This is a genomic window from Azospirillum sp. P4_B5, from assembly GCF_056402275.1.
In genome coordinates this window covers 1-21,304 of sequence record NZ_JBFUHT010000004.1, presented here as the reverse complement: position 1 = coordinate 21,304, position 21,304 = coordinate 1, and the positions used below count along the sequence as shown (strand labels likewise).

Below are 21,304 nucleotides of genomic sequence, written 5' to 3'. Positions count from 1 at the left end.
ATGGCGACGACAACTCTCACGACGGCGCCGCGGGGCTATGACCCAGCGGCGGCCAAGCCCTTCCTGGAGCAGCTCGACCGCGTGAAGGGCGGCCTGCCCGGCGGTGGCCTGTCCTGGCTGGACGGGCTGCGCGACCAGGGCCGCGCCCGCTTCGCGGAACTCGGCCTGCCGACCGTCAAGAACGAGTCCTGGCGCTACACCAACCTGCGCGCGCTCGACAAGCTGGTCTTCCAGCCCGCCTCCGAGAGCGACGCCCGCTTCGACATGCTGCCGACCGTGCGCGCCGACGGCACCACCGGTCCGCGGCTGGTCTTCGTGGATGGGCGCTTCCGGGCGGAGCTGTCCTCGACTGCCGGCCTGCCGGCGGGGGTCGAGCTGCTGAACCTCGCCGACGCCCTGACGCGCAAGCCCGATCTGGTCGCCGGGCATCTGGGCCGCATCGCCGCCCCCGACGATCTGGCTCTCGTCGCTCTGAACACCGCCTTTCTGGCGGACGGCCCCGTCCTGCATGTGCCGCGCGGCGTCACGGTGGAGGAGACCATCGAGCTGGTCTTCGTCTCCGTCGGCTCCGAGGCGCAGCCGACCGCCTTCCACCCGCGCGGCCTGATCGTCGCGGAGGCGGAGTCCCGCGCCGTGATCGTCGAGCATCACGTCGGCCTGGGCTCCTGCACCACCCTGTCGAACGGCGTGACCGAGGTCTTCGTCGGCGAGGGCGCGTCGGTCCACCACTACAAGGTCCAGCGCGAGCACACGGAGTCCTTCCACCTGTCGCACACCGCGGCGAAGGTGGCCGGCAAGGGCGTGTACGACAACTTCATCCTGACCATCGGCGCCAAGCTGTCGCGCAACGAGGTGAACAGCGTCCTCGACGGCGAGGATGGCGACACGCATGTCAGCGGCGCCTACATGGTGCGCGGCGGCCAGCATGTCGACACCACGACCTTCATCGACCACGCCAAGCCCTGCTGCACCAGCCGCGAGGTCTACAAGGGCGTGATCGACGACCAGGCCCGCGCCGTCTTCCAGGGCAAGATCATCGTGCGCCCCAACGCGCAGAAGACCGACGGCTACCAGCAGAACCGCGCGCTCCTGCTCTCCGACACCGCGGAGATCGACGCGAAGCCGGAGCTGGAAATCTACGCCGACGACGTGAAGTGCAGCCACGGCGCCACGGTGGGCGAGCTGGACGACGACCAGCTCTTCTACCTGCGCGCCCGCGGCATCGACAAGGATACGGCGCGCGGCCTGCTGATCGGCGCCTTCCTGTCCGAAGCGCTGGAGGAGATCGCCGAGGAGAGCGTCCGCGACGCCTTCCAGAGCTATGTCGCCGACTGGCAGAACGCGCGCTGAGGAGGGACCGGACATGGACACCCAGATCACGGACACCCTCTCCACCTTCGCCCCCACCTTCGACGTGGAGCGCGTCCGCGCCGACTTCCCCATCCTGTCGCGCACCGTGCACGAGCGGAAGGGCAAGCCCGGCAAGCCGCTCGTCTATCTGGACAGCGCCGCCTCCGCGCAGAAGCCGCGGCAGGTCATCGACGCCATGACCCGCTTCCTGGAGGAGGATTATTCCAACATCCACCGGGGCGTCCATTTCCTGTCGCAGACCGCGACCGACCAGTTCGAGGAGGCCCGCCGCAAGGTCGCCCGCTTCCTGAACGCCCCGTCGGAGCGCAACATCGTCTTCACCCGCAGCGCGACCGAGGCGTTCAACCTCGTCGCCCACAGCTATGGCCGGACCTTCCTGTCGGAAGGCGACGAGATCATCGTCTCGGTCATGGAGCACCACGCCAACATCGTGCCGTGGCAGCTCCTCCAGATGGACAAAGGCATCCGCATCCGCGTCGTCCCGGTGGACGAGCACGGCGTGCTGGACCTGAACGCCTACGAGGACCTGCTGTCCGACCGCACGAAGCTGGTGGCGATGACCCACTGCTCCAACGTGCTGGGCACGGTGACGCCGGCCAAGATCATCGCCCGCATGGCGCACGAGCGTGGCGTGCCGGTGCTGTTCGACGGCAGCCAGGCCGCGGTGCACGGTGTGGTGGACGTGCAGGAGATCGACGCCGACTTCTACATCATGACCGGCCACAAGCTGTACGGCCCGACCGGAACCGGCGTGCTGTACGGCAAGTACGATCTGCTGAAGAAGATGCCCCCCTTCCAGGGCGGCGGCGACATGATCGAGAGCGTCAGCTTCGAAGGCACCACCTTCAAGGCGCCGCCCGCGCGGTTCGAGGCCGGCACCCCGGCGATCACCGAGGTCATCGGGCTGGGTGTGGCGCTGGACTACATGGAATCGCTGGGCCGCGAGGCCATCGCGGCGCACGAGCACGACCTGCTCCAGTACGCCACGCAGCAGCTTTCCCAGATCGACGGCCTGCGCGTCTACGGCACCGCGCCGGGCAAGGGTCCGATCATCTCCTTCACGCTGGAGGGCGTGCACCCGCACGACCTCGGCACCATCGTGGACCAGTACGGCGTCGCCGTGCGGGTCGGCCGCCACTGCGCGGAGCCGCTGATGGAGCGTTTCGGGGTCGGCGCCACGGCGCGGGCCAGCTTCGCCCTTTACAACACGCGGGCGGAGGCCGACGCTCTGGTTGAATCGGTGATCGCGGTGAAGGAGTTCTTCGGAGCATGATGGACGAACTGCGCGAGCTGTACCAGGAGGTGATCCTGGACCACGGCAAGAACCCCCGGAACTTCCGGCATCCCGACGATGCCAACCGGGAGGCCAAGGGCGAGAACCCCATGTGCGGCGACCGCTTCATGGTCTATCTGAAACTGAAGGACGGGGTGGTCGAGGATGTGGCCTTCCAGGGCCGCGGCTGCGCCATCTCCACCGCCAGCGCGTCCATGATGACGGAGGTCATCAAGGGCAAGACCGAGGCGGAGGCCAAGGCCCTGTTCGAGACCTTCCACGACCTGTGCACCAAGGACGACCACGACCACGGCGACCACGGCCCGGTGGACGAGGACGCCATGGAGCGGCTGATGGTGCTGTCCGGCGTCCGTCAGTTCCCGGTGCGCGTGAAATGCGCCACCCTCGCCTGGCACGCGATGAGCGCGGCCATCGAAGGCGAGGACAAGGCGAGCAGCGAGTAAGTTGCAGGAAACGGTGAAACGCGATGCCCGATGACGCGATCTCCAAGGAAGCCGACGCCGCGGAGGCCAAGCCGATGAACCAGACCGAAGCGGACATGGCTGCGGCCAAGGCCGCCTACGACCCGCGCGCCGCGCTGAGCGAGGCGGTGATCTCGGCGCTGAAGAGCTGCTACGACCCGGAAATCCCCGTGGACATCTGGGAATTGGGCCTGATCTACCGTGTCGACATCGGCCCGAACAACGAGGTCGAGATCGACATGACCCTGACCAGCCCCATGTGCCCCGTGGCCGGCGAACTGCCGATGCAGGTGCAGCAGGCGGTTGCGTCCGTCGAGGACGTCACCACATGCAAGGTGGAGCTTGTTTGGGAACCGCCCTGGCACCAGGGCATGATGTCCGAGGTCGCTCGGGTCCAACTGGACATGTTTTAAGGAGGCGAAGATCCCCATGGCTACGGCTTCTACGGCTTCTCTCCCCAAGGCCCTTTCCATCACCGACGCCGCTGCGGAGCGGGTGCGGCTGCTGATGGCCAAGGCGACCGACGATTACATCGGCCTGCGCATCGGCGTGAAGGCGAAGGGCTGCTCCGGCCTCAGTTACGACGTGCAGTACGCCAAGGAAAAGATGAAGTTCGACGAGGTGGTCGAGGACAAGGGCGTCACCGTTTTGATCGACCCCGCCGCCGTCATGTTCCTGATCGGCAGCGAAATGGATTACGTGGACGACAAGTTCCAGACCGGCTTCGTCTTCAAGAATCCGAACGAGAAGGGCCGCTGCGGCTGCGGCGAGAGCTTCCACGTTTAAAAAATCTCAGACAGAGCTCATGCAGAAACAGAATTTTTGTTTCTGCATGAGCGCTTGATTACGACTGCCTACTCCGACACCTTTCTAAACTTTACACCTTCAAAAGCAACCTCAATCAATCGTTTGAGGCATATCACGTTAATAACCTTTGAATATTCTCCACCATCGTCCTTTTCTATATTTTCTATCGTCCACAAGAAGGCATGCTCTTCGCTTTTTTTGATATCGCCAAAACAGGTGAAAGCATCTCGCACCTGCTTTTCTTCGTCCACATCGACGGACCAAGCAACGATATAGTCCACAACGGCAAGCGCATGATTGAAAGGTCCAGAATTGTGGAACTCGTACTTATATTCAACTGATATTATATTATCTTTTGACAACGGGTTCTTGGATTGCGCATCTTTAAATGCCAAACTATCAATTCCTTGAGTAGAAAACGTAACAATTCGCCGCCAGAACTCGGAATAAGGAGAGTTCGGCGGAAGTAGATAAGAAAGCACGGAATAGAGGACTCCGACTAAATACTCCTCTCCCGGCTGAGGAGAAAGGAAAAGGTGCTTCTCTCCATCGGCGGCCACAATGCGAAATCTTTCGCGCATTGCCACTTCGTTACGCGATCCCTCAAGGATATCAATCTGGTCGTTGAGAAGATTTTCCGTGCTTTCCTTTTTAAGGCGAGACAGCAACTCGGAGAAAATTCGGTCGTTAGTTTTTTGAGTATCAAGAAACTTCTTTATTTCTTTCACAAAATTCGGATCTGACAGTGTATCAAACGCCTTTTTGCTGAGTGAATTTCTATTCGTTACAAGATCGAAATCACCATCCAGAATGATACTATAGTGGCTTGGGCTATCTCCTTCTGCCAATATTTGGTACTCTGGTATGGATGAGAGAATGTCAGGGTACTTGCATATCTTTATACCTTTAACGGAAATAAACATACCGCGCTGATCGCTTAATCTTATACCAGAGCGAGCCTTCCCCTTTCGATCTAAATTTTTATACTCTTCGTGGGCTCTTCTGTTTCCATCAATTGCCATAACAATAGAATATTTTGCCTGACCAACTGAAAAAGATTTCGCAGAGCGACTGAAGAAACGGCCATCCCTCAAACGTGAAACCTGTGAAGGAAATTTAAAGCTCAGATCCGAACCATCAACCTCTAGGTAAGGATAACCAAAGGGAACTTTTATCAAATTCTTATTAGCGAACACATAAAGATCGGCGCCATTTAGTTTCCCTGTCACCTGAGCAATACCGCTCCCAGAAAAACCCTGGGTTTTAGTCAAATTTCGAGCATCACCTTGACGGGTATAAAATCGAACATAATTATAAACATATGACTCCTCGATTTTTTTACTGAATGAGAAGTACTTACCGAATGCTTCAGCATCCAGGCCATCAATCACGATAAGAGTACCGCTTTTGATTTTTTTTGATTTTATGAAATCGATCAAAGCGCTCACAGCTAAATTAGTATTAGCTGAGTTACTCGTATAAAAATCATGCAAAAGAAGCTCAATTTCTTCTGTTGCCTTCGGTCGGATATCAAAGTTTATATCTAGATTATTTCTAGGGTTATCAATAATCTTGTAAAGCCAAGACTTTGACCCATTCAATAATGTGGCAACTAAAATTCTTGAGCACGCAAAACAAAGCTTAGATCCCTGGCATTTATAACCAATTCCCTCACCTTTTTGTTTAGTCGATTTTCCGATGGAAAAAAATGCTTCCCACGGAGTGATGCCATTCTTCTGATTAGAGGTGTTTAAACCAATGCCGTCGTCAAAAAACATTAGACCTTTCTGGTCCTCTAAAGGAAAATACGCAATATTTTTTGCTTCAGCATCATATGAATTCGATATTAGCTCTCGAATTATCTCACAAGGATCGTTCCTATTTACCGACAGCTCGCCAAGAACATGCTTAAATTCGATTTGTGGCTTCATAGTCATTTATATTTTTCCTGTCGCCCGCCTGATAGGGATATCTATATCATAAATAGCACATTTAATTTAATATTCCCATGATTTTTAAAGGCAGTCTTCTACTGGATTGCATACCCCAGTATTCCCAGTATTTTCCTCTACGCACCTTTCAGGCCGCGGACAACCTGCATGCATTTCACGTCAACGAACACGCGAATATCGCTTCTCTGCATATGTAGCCGTGCCCCTGTCCAACGGCGCCCCGCGTCCCCACTCTCCATGCTAGAGTCCGTCCCCGCGACGCCGACACGGCCAAAACAAGGTTAGAGAAAAGCCCCATGGACAAAGGCACGCCCAAGGCCATCCGCCTCCAGGACTACCGCCCGCCCGTGCATCTGATCGACACGGCCGATCTGTTCTTCGATCTCGGCGAGGAGGTGACCACGGTCCGCGCGCAGCTCGGGCTGCGGCGCAACCCGGCGCGCGACGATGCGGCGGCGCTGCCGCTGACGCTGGACGGGCAGCGGCTGGAACTGGTGTCCGTCGCGCTGAACGGGCAGCCGCTGGGCGACGCCGACTACACCGTCACTCCGGACCATCTGACCGTCCACAGCGTGCCGGAGACCTTCACGCTGGAAACCGTCGTCCGCATCAAGCCGCAGGAGAACACCGCGCTGGAGGGGCTCTACAAGTCCTCCGGCAACTTCTGCACCCAGTGCGAGGCGGAGGGCTTCCGCAAGATCACCTATTTCGCCGACCGGCCCGATGTGATGGCCCGCTACACCACCACGATCACCGCGGACAAGGCGCGCTATCCGGTGCTGCTGTCCAACGGCAATCTCATGGAATCCGGCGACCTACCCGACGGGCGCCACCGCGCGGTGTGGGAGGACCCCTTCCCCAAGCCCTGCTACCTGTTCGCCCTGGTCGCCGGCACGCTGGTGCATCAGGAGGACCGATTCCGCACCGCATCCGGCCGCGACGTGACCCTGCGCATCTATGTCGAGCCGGGGAACGAGGACAAGGTCGACCACGCCATGCGCTCGCTCATCAAGTCGATGCGCTGGGACGAGGAGGTGTTCGGTCTGGAGTACGACCTCGACATCTTCAACATCGTCGCGGTCGGCGACTTCAACATGGGGGCAATGGAGAACAAGTCCCTCAACGTCTTCAACACCAAATACATCCTGGCGAAGCCGGAGACCGCCACCGACCAGGACTTCCTGGGCATCGAGGCGGTGGTGGCGCACGAGTATTTCCACAACTGGACCGGCAACCGCGTCACCTGCCGCGACTGGTTCCAGCTGTCGCTGAAGGAGGGGCTGACCGTCTTCCGCGACCAGGAATTCTCCAGCGATATGAACTCGCGGGCGGTCAAGCGCATCGCCGACGTGCAGCGCCTGCGCACCGTGCAGTTCCCCGAGGATTCCGGTGCCATGGCGCACCCCGTGCGCCCGGACAGCTATGTGGAGATCAACAACTTCTACACCCCCACAGTCTACGACAAGGGGTCGGAAGTCATCCGCATGTACCACACGCTGCTGGGCGCGCAGGGCTTCCGCAAGGGCATGGACCTGTATTTCCAGCGCCACGACGGGCAGGCGGTGACCTGCGACGACTTCGCCGCGGCGATGTCCGACGCCACCGGGGTGGACCTGAGCCAGTTCAAACTCTGGTACCGGCAGGCCGGCACACCGGAACTGGACGTGAGCGGCGCCTATGACGACGACGCGAAGACCTACCGGCTGACCGTTAGGCAGACCGTGCCGCCCACTCCCGGCCAGCCGGTGAAGGAGCCGATGCACATTCCGCTGGTCATGGGGCTGCTCGGTCCGGACGGGGCGGACCTGCCGCTGCGCCTGACGGGCGAGGCCGAGGCCGCCGGCACCAGCCGCACCCTGCACATCACCGAGGCCGAGCAGACCTTCACGTTCGTCGAGGTTCCGGCCCGCCCGGTGCCGTCGCTGCTGCGCGGCTTCTCCGCCCCGGTGAAGCTGCGGGCCGACCTGACGGACGGCGACCTGACCTTCCTGATGGCCAACGACAGCGACGCCTTCAACCGCTGGGAGGCCGGGCAGACGCTGGCCACCCGGCTGCTGCTCTCCCTCGTCGCCGACCGGCAGGCCGGGCGGGATCTGGCGCTGCCCCAGAGCTTCATCGACGCGGTGGGCGCCGTCCTCAAGGACGCCGACCAGGACCCGGCCTTCGCCGCGCAGGCCCTGGTACTGCCGACCGAGAGCTACCTCGGCACGCAGATGGAGGTGATCGACCCCGACGCCATCCACGCCGTGCGCGAGTTCGCGCGCCGCCGGCTGGCCGAAGAGCTGCGGCCGGGCTGGCTGGACACTTACCGCCGCAACGCGGGCAACGAACCCTTCTCGGTGGACGCGGCGGCCATCGGCCGGCGGGCGCTGAAGAATCTCTGCCTCGCCTATCTCATGGCGCTGGAGGACGAGGAGGCGCTGGACCTCTGCCTCGGCCAGTATCGCGGCGCCCAGGCGATGACCGACGTGATGGCGGCGCTCCAGTTCCTCAGCAATTCCAGCGCACCGGAGCGGGACGAGGCCATCGCCGGCTTCTACGAACGCTGGAAGGGCGAAGCGCTGGTGGTCGACAAGTGGTTCGGCGTGCAGGCGACCTCGCACCGGCCCGACACGCTGGAGCGGGTGACGGCGCTGCTCGCCCATCCCGCCTTCGAAATCCGCAACCCGAACAAGGTCTACGCCCTGATCGGCGGCTTCGCGGGCGGCAACCCGGTGCGCTTCCACGACACCAGCGGGGCGGGCTATCGCTTCCTGGCCGATCAGGTGCTTCGGCTCGACCCGATGAACCCGCAGGTGGCGGCCCGCATGGTCGGTCCCTTCTCGCGCCTGCGCCGCTACGACGCGACGCGCCGCGCCCTGATGAAGGCCGAGTTGGAGCGCATCGTCGCCACGTCGGGCCTGTCGCCCGACGTCTTCGAGGTGGCGAGCAAGAGCCTGGAGGCGGCCGGCTGACCGAAAAAGGCCAGTTGCAAAAGGAAAGGGCCGGAGGGTTTCCCCTCCGGCCCGTCCTTACCCCCGCGCCGAAACGCGGGCGTCTTTACTTCTGCTCGCCCAGGAAGGCGATCAGATCGTCCACCTTGCCGGCGTCCTTGATGCCCGCGAAGGCCATCGTGCCGCCCGGAACGACTTCCTTCGGGGCGGTGATGTAGGCCTTCAGGTTGTCCGGGGTCCAGGTCAGACCGCCGGCGGCCTTCTCCTGCATCGGCTTGGAATACTTGAAGCCGTCGATGGCGGCGGCCGGGCGGCCGACGACGCCGAACAGCGACGGGCCGACCTTGTTCTTGCCCTGCTCGGCGGTGTGGCAGGCCATGCACTGCTTGAAGACGTCCTTACCGGCGGCGGCGTCAGCGGCCTGCGCGGCGCCCGCGCCCATGGCAATGCCGGCGATCAGGGCGACGCCCAGGATATGCTTATTCATTGGTCAGATTCCCCCTTCCGGATGAGGCCGGCGTTCTGGTGCCGGCAGGTTCGGGCGCAGCATACACATTCTGTGGTTAAGGCCAACCCCCCAACGTGTCGCGCCCACAGCACAAACACCAAATACGGGTTATTTCATCCATGCCAGAAGAAGGACAAGTACGGCCACCACGACCAGCGCCGCCCAAGGCACATAAAAGCCTCCACGGCCCCGGGCGGCGGGAAGCGGAATGGGGATCTCAGGGGCGGGGGCGGCCACGGCGGGCGTTATCGGTTGTGGAGCGGCCGCACTCGTCGCCGCAGGCTGCGCGACCGTCTGAACGACCGGCTCGGTGACCGGTTCGGGCGGCGGCCCGCCGACCACCGCCGTGAAGCGGTTGAAGAAATCGTCCGCCATCTTGCGCGCCGTGGCGTCCACCAGGCGCGAACCGATCTGCGCGAGCTTGCCGCCGACCGTGGCGTGGGCGGTGTAGGACAGCACCGTCGCCGCCTCACCGTCCGGTTCCAGCGAGACCTTGGCGCCACCCTTGCCGAAACCGGCGGCCCCGCCCGAGCCTTCGCCGGTGATGGTGTAGCCGTTGGGCGGGTCGAGATCCGACAGCGTCACCTTGCCGGAGAACTTGGCGCTGACCGGACCGACCTTGGCCACCACCTTCGCGGTGAATTCCGTGTCGGAGGTCTTCTGCACCTCCTCGCAGCCGGGAATGCACTGGCGCAGGATGTCCGGATCGTTCAGCGCCGCCCAAACCTTGTCCCGCGGGGCCGTGATGCGCTGGCTGCCGCTCATGTCCATGACGTGGTCTCCCTGCCTTTGTTCACAGCCAAGCCATAGCCGGACGATACGGCAAGGCCGCAACCGGCGACAGTCCCCCTTTCAGCCAGGACGGGACGGTTCAGCGCGGGGCCGGCGGAACGCAGTTCTGGACGATCGGCGTGCAGGCGGACAGCGAGGCGTTGCCGGGATAGGAGACCTGCTCCACCACCCCCCCCGGCCCCAGGACGAAGGTGGCCTCGCACATGCCGGGAGACGAGGAACCGAGCGGAAGCCCAAATCCCAGCCCGACGCCAACACCGCTGGAACCGCCCCCGCCGAAGCCGCCGACGCCAATGCTGCTGCCACCCAACGGGCTGACCGCCACTCCGGGATCGGAGACATAGGTGTAGTATTCCCGACCGCCGGCCTGAGCCTGCCGCGTCGGCACCCCGGCGCAGGAAAGCAGACGTTCCTTCGGCATGCCGACCAGTTCGGTCTGGGCGCGCCGGGCGATCTGCGGGTCCGGCCCCGTGGCGCAGGACGCCAGGAGCGCCCCGGCCAGACCCAGAAGCGTTGCCGTCCCGACATGCCGAACCGTCATGACCATCCCCCTCCGATGCAGCATCTCACGACTGGCACAACCCCGTCCGCCGCTTGCGGTTCCCGGAGAAAGCCGGCTACCTAAACCGGAGCGTGCTCCATACCGACCCTTTCAACGTGACGAAGGGGCGGTTTCGACTATGACGGCGTCGCCGTCCGATGCTTTGACGGTTGAAGGAACGGAGGATCATGGTATGACTGACGAGGGTTTGGTTTCGACTAGCGACGGTTCAGCGATGACCACGGTCTACCTTGCGCTCGGCAGCAATCTGGGCGACCGCGCCGCCAATCTGGCGGCGGCACAGCGGCGGCTCGCTCCGCAGGTACGGGTCACGCTGGCATCGCCCGTCTACGAGACCGCCCCGATGTACGTGACCGACCAGCCGCCCTTCCTGAACATGGCGCTGCGCGGCCAGACGTCCCTCGGTCCGTGGGAGCTTCTGCGCCATGTCAAGAACATCGAGGCGGAGATGGGCCGCGATCTGGAAGGCGGCCTTCGCTTCGGGCCGCGTCCCATCGATATCGACATCCTGCTCTATGGCGAGTTGGTGATGTACGCGCCTGAGTTGGAGATCCCTCATCCCCGCATCGCGGAGCGCGCCTTCGTCCTGGCCCCGCTTGCCGATATCGCGGGCGGCCTTCAGCATCCGGCCATCGCGCGAAGCGTCGACGATCTTCTGGCCGCCGTGCCGGGGCGCGATACCGTGGTCCGCACTGTCACGGACCTGTCGGTGGCGGTCTGAGGCTGTCGACGGCTTGGCGTACTGATGCTCTGACCTTGCCGAAGGGGCTGGCGCCTGCGCTATAGTGGGCGTGGCGCAGCGACGAGGCGGCCGCCCCGGACCGGGGCATCGATCAGGGCCGCCGCCCGCCAGGAGATGTCTTTTTTGGCCAACGATCCTGTTTCCCGACACACCGGCTCCAATTCCCCCGGCGCCGCGGCGACTTACACCATTCTGTTGCGCGATTTCACCGCCACCGTGTCGCTCGCCGGGCGCTCCGGACGTCACACTGTCCATATCAGCTTGGAGTTGAAGGTCAGCCACCCCGGCCAGGGCTTTCCCGACGATATAACCGCGGTCATGTCCTACGAGGACATCGTGGAGGATCTGCGCCGGCTGTGCGCCGAGGAAACGGTGCCCGGCCCTGATTATCTGGCCGACCGCACCGCGGCGTTCTGCATGGCCCAGCCGAAGGTCCGCCATGTGCGCGTCGACGTGGAGTTGCCGTCCCTGCTTCCCGACACGGCTGGGGCCGGCGTCACGATCATGCGGAACCGCGACGCGGACCGCTGACCCCTCCACCCCCATCGTGGTAACTCCCTTACCGGTATAGGCATCATACTGGTGTTCAGGCATGAACACTCAGCGCCCTTCTACTCTTACACTGTCTGTGATAGTTTATTTCGCGGCGCAGCATTCTTGCGAAACACTGTATCTTGCGTACAATGGAAACGACGCGGCCTAAGGCCGGCCGGAATGAACAGGGCCGGCATGAACAGGGAGGGTAACATGGACCAATTGACGGCTCCGACCCTGTCGGAAATCCTGGACGAGCCGATCATCGTCGCCCTGATGAAGCGGGATGGCATGACCGCCGAGACTCTGCGGCAGCTTCTCGAACAGGTCGGACGCAATTTGCGCGACCGCGAGGAACGGCTGGCCGCCTGATCGGCGGAATTGGGCGACGGATCCGGACAAGGCGGTCCGCCGCGCGTCGCTGGCCGATGTTCAGCGGACGGAAACGATGCGGAAGGGGCGCTGCTCACCGTCATGTTCGGTGATGGAGATGTATTCCCCCTCGACCAGGGTGTGGCGGTCGAAGCGGAAGATCGTCTCGTCGTCGTCGCTGTCGTCGGCATCGTAATCGAACAGCCATCCCTTACCCCGATGAATGAGGTGGCCGGTCTGCTCGTCCTCGCCGCGCCAGAAGCGGCGGACCGTGCAGGCCGCCTTGTGGCCTCGCCATTCCTCCAAGTCGAGATGGCCGTCCGCGGTCAACGGGGCCTTGAACTCATAACCATGCTCAGCGCTGCCTTCCGGGTGGTCGGCGGTGCGGGCCAGTTCGAGGCGGATCGTCTTCAAGGGCATTGGCGTTCTTCCTTTGGCTGGCAGCGGAGCAAGACAGCGCGTCGCTGTGGCCCGACGGTTGGGGGAGCGCGCCATTCGCGCTCCCCGCCGTCCCCCCCGACGCGATCCCGCCAATGCCAACCGGACGGGGGGCCGGTTGTTCCGCACCTCCCCGCCCCCAGGCGCACCGTTACGGTGCGTGTGGGGCATTCCTTCCCATCGCCGTCTCGTGTTGCTGGCTCCCGTCGCAAGTCCGGGCTATAGGGCCGGGTGCTGATGCACGAAGCCGTCCAGGACGACGGTCAACTGGCGGGCGTGAACGGTCTGCCCATGACTGCGGGCCCGGTCGATGTCCTCGCGGATGATGCGGGCGATCCGGCGGATGCCTTCGGCGTCGTGGGCAAGGCAGCAGCCCAGTTCCACCGCCAGGATTTCCGGCAGATGCTCATGCTCCGCGATGGCGTCGATTTCCTCTTCGGTCAGATCGCTGAGCGCGATGCAATCGTCGATCGTCAACATGGCGCGTTCCTTCCCGATTGCCGGGCCTTGCCCGGACCGGAGTCCGGGTGGCCCTTGTGGTTGAAAACCATCGGCGTGGAGGGCGCCCGTCGTTGCGGCGCCGCGCGTCGGATCGGAGAAGCCCGGCCTTTCAAAAGAGAGGCCCTGTCGTCAGTGGGCCATCAGCACGGGCAGGCCGGCGTGATTCAGAACATAGCGGGTCACGCCACCCAGGATCATTTCCCGCATCCGGCTGTGTCCGTAGCCCCCCATCACGAGGAGGTCGGACCCAAGTTCCGCGGCCTTGTTGATGATGGCTTGGCCGACGGGTTCCGATCCCGGCTTCAATATGGTTACCTGAACGTTAACACCATGCCAAGCGAGATATTGGGCAATGCGACGCCCTGTCGCAGCCTGGGTGTTCGAGGTCTCGGCGGTCAACACATGAACGGTGTCGGCGCCGGTCAGGAAGGGCATCGCCCCGGTCAGGGCGCGCACCGATTCGGGGCTGCCGTTCCAGGCGAGCGCCACTGTGCGGCCGATCTCTTCCGGCATCGTGGCGGGTGCCAGCAGCAGCGGGCGGGCCGCCCCCAGCAGCGCGCTTTCCACCGTTGCGTAAGCCTGGGTGTTGCTGTCCAGAGTGGTGTGGGCGAAGACCAGCAGGTCGGCCAGCCGCCCTTCGCGGGGCACCACCTCCTCGACACGCCCTGTCTCCTCCCGCCACTGGGCGGTCGGCGCCTCGACTCCGGTTGGGATGTCGCGCAGTTCGATGCCCGCGGCACGGACCACGTCGTCGAAGGTGCGGCGGGCGGTGTGCAGGTGGGTCTTCGACTCCCCTTCGGCGGCGCGCATGATCTCCTCGACCATCGCGCCGGACATGCCCTCGCCCAGCATGGGCACGGCGTCGCGCGGGTCCAGCGACACGAACAGGGCGTCGATATGGGCGTCGAATTCGCGCGCGATCTTCAGCGCCGCGTTCAAAGCCACCGTGTCGCCGTCGAGGCCGGCCAGCGGCACAAGGATCGTCTTGAGTGACATGATCTCCCCCCGGGCCGTTTCCGCCGGCCCATCTTATGGACGGTGCCTGTCGGAACAGCGGCTGGATGCACCGTTTCCAGCGCCGCGCCGCCCGTATTCTAGACCATGAGGAACCGGCGGCGCCCGTTCCACCTGGAATTACACCAGTCGCTCCAACACGGCCGCAAGCGTTTCCCCCGCATCCCTGCCAGCATTCGTACGCAGCCACTCAAGCGGGCCCAGATCATAGACGTCCTGCCGCTCGGCCACCTCCGCCGTGGCGTCGGAGGCGTCGCCCCGGCGGGTGGCGATGCGGGCGACCCGCGTGTCCAAGGGCGCGTCCAACCAGACCCCGTCGAATCGCGCGCCGACCTCCGCCGCAAGACGGGCGGCGGAGGACCTCTCCTCAGGACGGGCATGGACGGCGTCCAGCACCACGCTGTGCCCGGCGGTCAGCACGGTCCGCGCCCGTTCCAGCAGCCCGGCATAAACCCGTTCGGTCACCACCGTCGTGTAGGCGTCCGCGGGGAGCCGCTCGGCCTCCCCAACCCCGAACAGGCGCTTGCGCAGCGCGTCGGAGCGCAGGACCACGGCGCCCGGCGACGCGCCCAGCGACGGCGCCAGGGCGCGGGCCAGCCGGGTCTTGCCGGTGCCGGACAGGCCGCCGATGGCGACCAGCCGCGGCGGCGGGGGTTCCAACGCCGCCGCGGCTTGCTCCAGATAGACCAGGGCCTCCCGCTTCGACGACCGCGCCGCAAAGTCGTCCGGGCGGAGCGCCGCCGTGGTGGCGGCGATCTTGGCACGGATGGCCGCCCTCACCGACAAGAACAGAGGCAGGAGCGCCAACGCGTCATAGTCCTCCGTTGCGTCCAGGCTGCGGTTGAGGAACGCGTTGCCGAGCGGACGAAGCCCCCGCCGTTCCAATTCCATCAGCAGAAAGGCGAGGTCGTAGGCGACATCGATGACCGCCAACCGCGCGTCGAACTCAATGCCATCGAACAGCACCGGCTTTCCTTCGAGAAGCACGATGTTCCGCAGATGCAGGTCACCATGGCAGTGCCGGACGAAGCCACCCAGCCGCCGTTCCTCCAGCAACGGGCTCAGGCGCTTCAGCGCGTCCGCCGACCTTTGGGCCAACGATTCGACGCGCTCCGGAGGAAACAGGGAAGGGTTGGCGCGCAGTTCGGCGATGTTGCCGTCCACCACCTCCCGCATCGCCAGGGCCCCGCCGCCGTCGGGGCGCGGTTCCGCGGCCTTGTGAAAGGCCGTCACCGCGTCGGCCAGATCGCGAATCAGCCCGTCGTCGAGACCGCCCCGCTCCGCCACGCGGTCCAGCAGGGCGTCCTGTGGAAAGCGGCGCATCGCAACCAGCCAATCCAACGCCGCTCCACCCGCCGCACCCTCGCCACCGAAGGCCAGCGCTCCGTCCGCCCGCCGCACCACCGACTCCAGACCAAGATAAAGGGATGGCGCGGTTCGGCGATTCAGGCGCAATTCCTCCACGCATGCCGCACGCCGCCGCTCGGCCGTCGAATAGTCGAGATAGGGGTAGCGGACCGCGCGCTTCAGCTTGTACGCCCGGTCGCCGGCCAGGAAAACGATGGCGGCATGGGTTTCGACACGCTCCACCGCTGCCCCGCCGTGGCTCGCCGGGTCGGCGAGGAAGGCGGCCACCATCGGCGTCGGGTCCTGTGCGGGATCGGAAGCGGCGTGCTGCATGACCGCAGTCTAACATGCTCCATGCTCCCCGAAGACCTCCGCCAACCGCCTAGGCCTTCGCAAACAGGGCAGCCCTCCCACCATTGACGCCGGGGGCGGCGCGCACGACATCTGGGAGTAGCACCGTTACGCGCTTGCGCGGGGGTGCGGTGCAACGCGTAATGCCACGACCGCTCCGACATCGGACGCGGTAGGCTGGAGCAGCCGGAGTAGGACGGTCAACGATCGATCGGGAGCAGGCCGCCGTGCGTCATGGGTCCTCGTGCCTTTGTCTGGTGGTTGCCGCGGCGGGCCTCGCGCTCTCCGCTTCCGCAGGCGCACAGACCCTGGCGATGCCGGACGACCGGATTGGCAACTGGAAGATCGGCGGCCTCGCCTACAGTGTGGGAGAGGCGCCGGACACCAAGGTGTCCGACCTGCACAACAAGATCCGCATCGGCTCCTCCCTTCTGCCAAAGCTCGACGGCTATGCGGAGGTGCGCCCTTGGGTGTCGCTCGGCCCCAGCGCGCCGGACGGCAGCCTGCACGGCATGGGCGGCATCCTGATCGACGTTCCGCTGGGGGGATCCTCCTTTGTCTTCACCCCCAGCCTCGGTGCCGGAACCCTGCCGGTCACCCCCCGCGACCCGGCGTCGTCGGGCAGCGTGGTGGAGTTCCGCTCCCAGCTCGAACTCGGATATCAGTTCGAGAACAAGGCCCGCTTCAGCTTGGGCTACAGCCGCATCGACACCAGCGGCCCTGCCGCGGACGCCGCCGCACCGGCCAACAACGTGTTCGGATTCTATTACCGCATGCCGTTCGGAGCCTTCACCGGACGCTGAGTCCGCCCGTTCTTTTGCAGCGCAGCAAGACCATTCGCGAATCACTTGGCGTTTCTTCTGACGCTAAGGCTGCGCAAAAGGGTTGGCAATACTCGCCTTAACCACTTGTTAACAACGGCTGGTTCTATTGACCTCGGGGACCAACGCCGGGGATTCGATCATGGCCAAGCGCAAGACCGCCACCGCAAAGACCGTCGAAGCCGCTCCGTCGCCTGAAGCGGCCGAAGCGCTCGCCACCGACACCGGGGCGGAAATCGTCCTGAACACCAACTTCGCGGCCATCGAACAGGATGCGGTCGCGTTGCTGCACGCCGCCAGCCTGCTCGTCGAAGCCGACACGCCGGAAAAGGCGAATCACGCGCTCGACCACAATCTGCGCCTATGGGTCGCCATCAAGACGGTGCTCAAGAACGAGGAAAACACGCTGGAGTCCGAGGTCAAGGCGAACCTGCGCAACCTTGCGCAGTATGTCACCGACACCACCATGGAAGCCACCCGGGGCTCCATCGAGGCGCGCAAGCTGGTGTCGCTGTCGCGCATCAACATGCACATCGCCGAGGGTCTTCTGCAGGGCCAGAAGAGCCGCATGGTTCAGGAGCGCGCCTATGAGATCTGGGAACGCGAGGGTCGCCCGGACGGCCACGAGATGGACCACTGGTTGAGGGCAGAAGGCGAAATCGCCGAATTGCTGAACAACCGCTGACGACGCGCGCAACGGCCGGATCGGTGTCTCACCGCAATCCGGCCATTCCTTCAGGACATGACCATCCGTGTCGCGGCAACGTGACGCGGGTGGTTGCAGTTGATAGCATCCGGGCGTGACCGCGCCCCCCCTCTCCCCCGCCCCCGCCCGTCCCGCGACGCCCCGCCACATCCGCGTGGAGAACATACCGCTCGGCATCGTCATGATGCTGGGGTCGGTGCTGCTCTTCTCCCTGATGAACGTGCTGGTGAAGCTGCTCTCGGAGACGTACCCCGTCATCGAGGTGACCTTCTTCCGCAACGCCATGGCCCTGATTCCCGTGGCGGTGGTCATCTCGCTCCAGGGCGGCTGGATCAACAGCCTGCGCACCGAACGCCCGATGGGCCATGTCTGGCGCTCGGTCGTCGGACTGACCGCGATGTCGCTGACCTTCTGGTCCTTCAGTTTGCTGCCGCTGGGGGACGCGGTGGCGCTGAACTTCTCGGCACCGCTGTTCCTCACCGCCCTGTCGGTGCCGCTGCTCGGCGAGAAGGTCGGCATCCACCGGTGGAGCGCGGTGCTGGTCGGCTTCGTCGGCGTTCTCATCATGGTCCGGCCGTCGGGCGAGATGCTGACGCATCTGGGCGCTCTGGTCGCGCTCGGCGCCGCCTTCTGCCAGTCCTTCGCGATGGTGGCGATCCGCCAGCTCAGCAAGACCGAGCACGCCAACACCATCGTCTTCTACTTCACCGCGATCACCACTCTGATCCTGGCGCTGGTCATGCCGTTCGTGTGGATCACCCCGCACAACCTGACCGACCTCGCCCTGCTGTCGGCCACCGGCGTGCTCGGCGGCGGCGCCCAGCTGTTCCTGACCCGGGCCTATTCGCTGGCCCCGGCGGCCGTGGTGGCGCCTTTCAACTACGCCGCGCTGCTGTGGGCCGTTCTGTTCGGCTGGATGCTGTGGGGCGAGATGCCCACCCTGCACATGGTGCTGGGAGCCGCCGTGGTGGCGGTCAGCGGCCTGTACATCCTGCACCGCGAAACCCGTCGCCGTCTGCCGCCCACCCCGCCCGCGATGGGCGGGGGCGGCGACTGACCGCCCGGGACCGCCGGATTCATTCTGCCGGCCTCATTCCGCCGGTTGCAGGGAGCGCTCCATGGCTCCGGCGAGTTGGCGCGGGGTCACCGGCTTGTGCATCAGGCCGAAACCGTGGCGCACGGCGTCGCGCTGGCACTCCGGACCGGTTTCCCCGGTCACGATGATCGCCGGGATGTCGGCGTCGAACAGCCGGCGGATGTCTAGGATGGCGTCGGTGCCGACCTTGCCTTCACGCAGGCGGTAGTCGGCGATGATGATGTCGGGCTTGCGGCTGACCGAGCGCAGCTTGTCCACAGCCTGCTCCCCCGAGCCGGCGATCAGCACCTCGTACCCCCACTCGCGCAGAATGGCCTGAAGGCCCAGCAGCACAATGGCGTCGTCGTCCACGACCACGGCCAACCGCTCATCACCGCTCGCCGACGCCGTGGGCGTCGCAGCCATCGTCTCGATGGGCTTCGGAGTCTCGCCCAACGGCACCTCGATAATGAAGACCGACCCCGCGCCGGGCGTGGAGCGGACGGTCACCGGATGGTCCAAAAGCTGCCCGATGCGCTGAACGATGGCGAGGCCCAGCCCAAGTCCCTGGCTGCGGTCGCGCTCTGGATTGCCGACCTGATGGAACTCCTCGAAGATTCGGGGCAGATGCTCTTCGGAAATGCCGATGCCGGTGTCGGAAACCGTTATCCGCATCCGCCCGCCGACGGCCGTGCAGGCAATGGCGATGCTCCCCCGCTCCGTGTAGCGGATGGCGTTCTCCACGAGGTTGCGGATCATCCGGCCCAGCAAGACGCGGTCGGAGCGGATGCTCAGCGGACACCCCTCCATCGTCCAGTCGAGCCCCTTGCCACGGGCCACCGGGGCATAGCCCGCCGCGATGTGGTCGAGCAGCAGCGCCACCGGAAAATCCTCCAGCGTCGGCTTGACCACCCCGGCGTCCAGGCGCGACACGTCGAGCAGGCTGTCCAGCAACCCCTTCAGCGCGTCCAGCCCGCTTTCGAGATGGCGCAGCGCCTTCATCCCCTTCTCGCCATGGACATGACCGTGCAGCGCGCCGGAGAACAGGAACAGCGACTGCATCGGCTGACGAAGGTCGTGGCTGGCCGAGGCGAGGAACTTGGACTTGGACAGGGCGGCCCGTTCCGCCTCCTCCTTGGCGCGGCGCAGGGCGTCCTCGGCCTCCAGCCGGTCGGTCACGTCGGTGTTGGTGCCGAACCACAGCACGACGGCGCCGGCGGAATCGCGCACGGGCAGCGCCCGCGACAGGAACCAGCGGAAGGCACCGTCCCGTCCGGCCATGGGAAAGGTGTCCTCCCACGGCTCCCCGGTCTGGAAGGAGCGCTGAAGGCTGGCCGTAACGCGTTCGGCATGCTCGGCGGGAAGGATGCCATCCCACAGCCGACCTGATGCGGCGTCCGCGCCCTCGACGCCCGTGTAGTCGTACCAGCGCTGATTGTACCAGAAGATGCGCCCGTCCGGACGGGCCATCCAGGCAAGCTGCGGGATGGAATCCGCCAGCGTGCGGAATCGCAAGCCCACTTCCTCCGCCTCCTCCTTGGCCGCCTGCATGGCGTTGCGCGCCTCGAAGATGTCGGTGATGTCGGTGGAGGTGCCGAACCAGCGCTCATCTCCGGTTTCCGGGTCGACGGTCGCCAGGGCGCGCTGCTTGAACCAGCGATAGGTGCCATCGGCGCTGCGGATGCGCGCCTCCGTGTCGAAGACCATCCCTTGAGCGACAGCCTGGGCCCAGACCGCGGAAATCCGCTCCTGATCGTCGGGATGAATGGAGCTGGTCCAGCCGAAGCCCTGGGCCGACGTCTCCGTCTGGCCGGTGTAGGCCAGCCATTGCCGGCTCAGAAAATCGCCGCTGCCGTCCGGCCGGCAGGTCCAGACCATCTGCGGCAGCGCTTCCAGGAGCGTGCGGTAGCGGTGCTCGCTGGCGCGCAGGGCCGCCTCCGCCGCGCGGTGGGCGGACACGTCGCGGAAGTAGATGGACAGGCCGCCGCCCGCCTGCGGATAGACGTTGAACATGGTCCAGCGCTGGAAGATGCCGGACAGCGCCTCGAACTCGCGCGGCTGCTGGTCGGCCATGGCGGCCTCGAAGCTGCGGATGATGGTGTTGCCCGCGACGTCGGGAAAGAGGTCCAACAGGCAGCGCCCGACGAGGTCGTCGCGTGGGCGCTCGAACATCTCCTGGGCGCGCTTGTTCACGTAGGTGATCCGCCAGTCGCGGTCGATGGCGTAGAAGGCGTCGCCGATGCTCTCCAGGATCTGGTTCGCCTGCTCCACCGCGCGTTCCAGCGCCCGTTCGGCGAGCAGGCGCTTGCTGATGTCCTGGAAGTAGACGGCCAATCCGGCGGAGGACGGAAAAACCCGCAGGAAGAGCCAGACGCCGAGCGGCGCGAAATAGGCCTCGAACTCGTCGGGATGACGATCCCTCATGGCGAGGTGCAGGCGGTCCCACAGCACCGTTCCCATGGCGTCGGGAAAGGCCTCCCACAAACGCTGTCCGGTCAGGTCGCTGCTGCCGCCCATCAGGCCGCGCGCGCGTCCGTTCATGTAGACGATGCGCCAGGACCGGTCGACCTCGTAGACGCCGTCCGTCGTGCTTTCCAGAATGGCATGGGATCGCCGGTCGGCCTCCGCCGCGGCCTCCGCCACCCGCGCGCGCCGCTCCGCCGCCTCGCGCCGGTCGTGGGAGCGGGCAAGGGCCCAGGCGACCAGCGCCGCCACCGCCAGCG

Annotated in this window: 21 protein-coding genes; 12 read left to right on the top strand and 9 right to left on the bottom strand. The window is 64.6% G+C overall.

The features are described 5' to 3' along the window. From sufD to AC1DVI_RS03805, 5 genes are read left to right on the top strand one after another with little or no spacing between them, the layout of a single operon-like run. On the top strand, positions 1–1,350 hold the full coding sequence (gene sufD / locus AC1DVI_RS03825; protein ID WP_476956814.1) for a Fe-S cluster assembly protein SufD: 1,350 nt from the start codon (positions 1–3) through the stop codon (positions 1,348–1,350). Between the two features lie 13 nt (positions 1,351–1,363). Further along, positions 1,364–2,644 carry a cysteine desulfurase gene (locus AC1DVI_RS03820; RefSeq protein WP_476956813.1) on the top strand — a complete coding sequence of 427 codons (1,281 nt, stop codon included), beginning with the start codon at positions 1,364–1,366 and terminating at the stop codon, positions 2,642–2,644. Further along, entirely contained in the window at positions 2,641–3,108 is a 468-nt protein-coding gene (gene sufU, locus AC1DVI_RS03815; RefSeq protein WP_476956812.1) for a Fe-S cluster assembly sulfur transfer protein SufU, read from the top strand. Before AC1DVI_RS03820 ends, sufU begins: the two co-directional genes overlap by 4 nt. A 23-nt stretch (positions 3,109–3,131) precedes the next feature. Continuing rightward, on the top strand, positions 3,132–3,539 hold the full coding sequence (locus AC1DVI_RS03810; protein WP_145623600.1) for an iron-sulfur cluster assembly protein: 408 nt from the start codon (positions 3,132–3,134) through the stop codon (positions 3,537–3,539). A 16-nt stretch (positions 3,540–3,555) separates the two neighbouring features. Beyond that, positions 3,556–3,912: a HesB/IscA family protein gene (locus AC1DVI_RS03805; protein ID WP_454016642.1), complete on the top strand. Its 357-nt coding sequence runs from the start codon at positions 3,556–3,558 to the stop codon at positions 3,910–3,912. A gap of 68 nt (positions 3,913–3,980) precedes the next feature. On the opposite strand, the gene AC1DVI_RS03800 is transcribed toward AC1DVI_RS03805, so the two are convergent. Continuing rightward, on the bottom strand, positions 3,981–5,870 hold the full coding sequence (locus AC1DVI_RS03800; RefSeq protein ID WP_476956811.1) for an ATP-binding protein: 1,890 nt from the start codon (positions 5,868–5,870) through the stop codon (positions 3,981–3,983). Between the two features lie 311 nt (positions 5,871–6,181). On the opposite strand from AC1DVI_RS03800, the gene pepN reads away from it, so the two are divergent. Next, positions 6,182–8,839 carry an aminopeptidase N gene (pepN, locus tag AC1DVI_RS03795; protein ID WP_476956810.1) on the top strand — a complete coding sequence of 886 codons (2,658 nt, stop codon included), beginning with the start codon at positions 6,182–6,184 and terminating at the stop codon, positions 8,837–8,839. 85 nt (positions 8,840–8,924) lie between these two features. Here pepN and AC1DVI_RS03790 read toward each other — a convergent pair whose 3' ends face one another. From AC1DVI_RS03790 to AC1DVI_RS03780, 3 genes are all read right to left on the bottom strand, one after another. Beyond that, positions 8,925–9,305 carry a c-type cytochrome gene (locus tag AC1DVI_RS03790; protein ID WP_476956809.1) on the bottom strand — a complete coding sequence of 127 codons (381 nt, stop codon included), beginning with the start codon at positions 9,303–9,305 and terminating at the stop codon, positions 8,925–8,927. 129 nt (positions 9,306–9,434) lie between these two features. Then, positions 9,435–10,097 carry an SRPBCC family protein gene (locus AC1DVI_RS03785; RefSeq protein ID WP_476956808.1) on the bottom strand — a complete coding sequence of 221 codons (663 nt, stop codon included), beginning with the start codon at positions 10,095–10,097 and terminating at the stop codon, positions 9,435–9,437. 100 nt (positions 10,098–10,197) lie between these two features. After that, on the bottom strand, positions 10,198–10,659 hold the full coding sequence (locus AC1DVI_RS03780) for a hypothetical protein (RefSeq protein WP_476956807.1): 462 nt from the start codon (positions 10,657–10,659) through the stop codon (positions 10,198–10,200). Positions 10,660–10,894: 235 nt separating this feature from the next. On the opposite strand from AC1DVI_RS03780, the gene folK reads away from it, so the two are divergent. From folK to AC1DVI_RS03765, 3 genes are all read left to right on the top strand, one after another. Beyond that, on the top strand, positions 10,895–11,401 hold the full coding sequence (gene folK / locus AC1DVI_RS03775; RefSeq protein WP_149165077.1) for a 2-amino-4-hydroxy-6-hydroxymethyldihydropteridine diphosphokinase: 507 nt from the start codon (positions 10,895–10,897) through the stop codon (positions 11,399–11,401). Positions 11,402–11,545: 144 nt separating this feature from the next. Beyond that, positions 11,546–11,953 (top strand): dihydroneopterin aldolase, encoded by a 408-nt coding sequence (locus tag AC1DVI_RS03770; protein ID WP_247889906.1) that lies wholly within the window; start codon positions 11,546–11,548, stop codon positions 11,951–11,953. 216 nt (positions 11,954–12,169) lie between these two features. Continuing rightward, positions 12,170–12,328: a hypothetical protein gene (locus AC1DVI_RS03765; RefSeq protein WP_170295842.1), complete on the top strand. Its 159-nt coding sequence runs from the start codon at positions 12,170–12,172 to the stop codon at positions 12,326–12,328. 60 nt (positions 12,329–12,388) lie between these two features. Here AC1DVI_RS03765 and AC1DVI_RS03760 read toward each other — a convergent pair whose 3' ends face one another. The 4 genes from AC1DVI_RS03760 to AC1DVI_RS03745 all read right to left on the bottom strand — a co-directional run bounded on the left by AC1DVI_RS03760 (position 12,389) and on the right by AC1DVI_RS03745 (position 15,961). After that, positions 12,389–12,748, bottom strand: a complete 360-nt coding sequence (locus AC1DVI_RS03760; RefSeq protein ID WP_476956806.1) for a hypothetical protein — start codon at positions 12,746–12,748, stop codon at positions 12,389–12,391. A gap of 237 nt (positions 12,749–12,985) precedes the next feature. After that, positions 12,986–13,246, bottom strand: coding sequence for a hypothetical protein (locus AC1DVI_RS03755; RefSeq protein WP_014197158.1), 261 nt, complete (start codon positions 13,244–13,246; stop codon positions 12,986–12,988). 150 nt (positions 13,247–13,396) lie between these two features. Beyond that, the gene (locus AC1DVI_RS03750) at positions 13,397–14,263 is read right to left on the bottom strand and encodes a universal stress protein (protein ID WP_476956805.1); all 867 of its coding nucleotides are present in this window, start codon (positions 14,261–14,263) and stop codon (positions 13,397–13,399) included. 138 nt (positions 14,264–14,401) lie between these two features. After that, positions 14,402–15,961 carry a bifunctional aminoglycoside phosphotransferase/ATP-binding protein gene (locus AC1DVI_RS03745; RefSeq protein WP_476956804.1) on the bottom strand — a complete coding sequence of 520 codons (1,560 nt, stop codon included), beginning with the start codon at positions 15,959–15,961 and terminating at the stop codon, positions 14,402–14,404. 332 nt (positions 15,962–16,293) lie between these two features. Here AC1DVI_RS03745 and AC1DVI_RS03740 point away from each other — a divergent pair, with 332 nt between their 5' ends. The 3 genes from AC1DVI_RS03740 (at position 16,294) to AC1DVI_RS03730 (ending at position 18,563) form a co-directional block, all read left to right on the top strand. Beyond that, complete coding sequence (locus tag AC1DVI_RS03740; RefSeq protein ID WP_149165123.1) at positions 16,294–16,782, top strand: acyloxyacyl hydrolase; 489 nt, start codon at positions 16,294–16,296, stop codon at positions 16,780–16,782. A 160-nt stretch (positions 16,783–16,942) separates the two neighbouring features. Then, positions 16,943–17,485, top strand: a complete 543-nt coding sequence (locus tag AC1DVI_RS03735; RefSeq protein ID WP_149165081.1) for a DUF2934 domain-containing protein — start codon at positions 16,943–16,945, stop codon at positions 17,483–17,485. A 115-nt stretch (positions 17,486–17,600) separates the two neighbouring features. Then, positions 17,601–18,563 carry a DMT family transporter gene (locus AC1DVI_RS03730; RefSeq protein WP_476956803.1) on the top strand — a complete coding sequence of 321 codons (963 nt, stop codon included), beginning with the start codon at positions 17,601–17,603 and terminating at the stop codon, positions 18,561–18,563. Positions 18,564–18,596: 33 nt separating this feature from the next. Here the strand turns inward: AC1DVI_RS03730 and AC1DVI_RS03725 are convergent. After that, positions 18,597–21,304: PAS domain-containing protein (locus tag AC1DVI_RS03725; RefSeq protein ID WP_476956802.1), on the bottom strand; the 2,708-nt coding region annotated here is incomplete at its 5' end.

Bases quoted from the DNA above. Each gene is read 5' to 3' on its own strand.
- AC1DVI_RS03820 (WP_476956813.1), top strand. From the start codon at position 1,364: ATGGACACCCAGATCACGGACACCCTCTCCACCTTCGCCCCCACCTTC.
- AC1DVI_RS03745 (WP_476956804.1), bottom strand. From the start codon at position 15,961: ATGCAGCACGCCGCTTCCGATCCCGCACAGGACCCGACGCCGATGGTG.
- AC1DVI_RS03785 (WP_476956808.1), bottom strand. From the start codon at position 10,097: ATGGACATGAGCGGCAGCCAGCGCATCACGGCCCCGCGGGACAAGGTT.
- sufU (WP_476956812.1), top strand. From the start codon at position 2,641: ATGATGGACGAACTGCGCGAGCTGTACCAGGAGGTGATCCTGGACCAC.
- AC1DVI_RS03800 (WP_476956811.1), bottom strand. From the start codon at position 5,870: ATGACTATGAAGCCACAAATCGAATTTAAGCATGTTCTTGGCGAGCTG.
- AC1DVI_RS03810 (WP_145623600.1), top strand. From the start codon at position 3,132: ATGCCCGATGACGCGATCTCCAAGGAAGCCGACGCCGCGGAGGCCAAG.
- AC1DVI_RS03805 (WP_454016642.1), top strand. From the start codon at position 3,556: ATGGCTACGGCTTCTACGGCTTCTCTCCCCAAGGCCCTTTCCATCACC.
- AC1DVI_RS03735 (WP_149165081.1), top strand. From the start codon at position 16,943: ATGGCCAAGCGCAAGACCGCCACCGCAAAGACCGTCGAAGCCGCTCCG.
- folK (WP_149165077.1), top strand. From the start codon at position 10,895: ATGACCACGGTCTACCTTGCGCTCGGCAGCAATCTGGGCGACCGCGCC.
- AC1DVI_RS03755 (WP_014197158.1), bottom strand. From the start codon at position 13,246: ATGTTGACGATCGACGATTGCATCGCGCTCAGCGATCTGACCGAAGAG.
- pepN (WP_476956810.1), top strand. From the start codon at position 6,182: ATGGACAAAGGCACGCCCAAGGCCATCCGCCTCCAGGACTACCGCCCG.
- AC1DVI_RS03760 (WP_476956806.1), bottom strand. From the start codon at position 12,748: ATGCCCTTGAAGACGATCCGCCTCGAACTGGCCCGCACCGCCGACCAC.
- AC1DVI_RS03750 (WP_476956805.1), bottom strand. From the start codon at position 14,263: ATGTCACTCAAGACGATCCTTGTGCCGCTGGCCGGCCTCGACGGCGAC.
- sufD (WP_476956814.1), top strand. From the start codon at position 1: ATGGCGACGACAACTCTCACGACGGCGCCGCGGGGCTATGACCCAGCG.
- AC1DVI_RS03765 (WP_170295842.1), top strand. From the start codon at position 12,170: ATGGACCAATTGACGGCTCCGACCCTGTCGGAAATCCTGGACGAGCCG.
- AC1DVI_RS03790 (WP_476956809.1), bottom strand. From the start codon at position 9,305: ATGAATAAGCATATCCTGGGCGTCGCCCTGATCGCCGGCATTGCCATG.
- AC1DVI_RS03740 (WP_149165123.1), top strand. From the start codon at position 16,294: ATGCCGGACGACCGGATTGGCAACTGGAAGATCGGCGGCCTCGCCTAC.
- AC1DVI_RS03780 (WP_476956807.1), bottom strand. From the start codon at position 10,659: ATGACGGTTCGGCATGTCGGGACGGCAACGCTTCTGGGTCTGGCCGGG.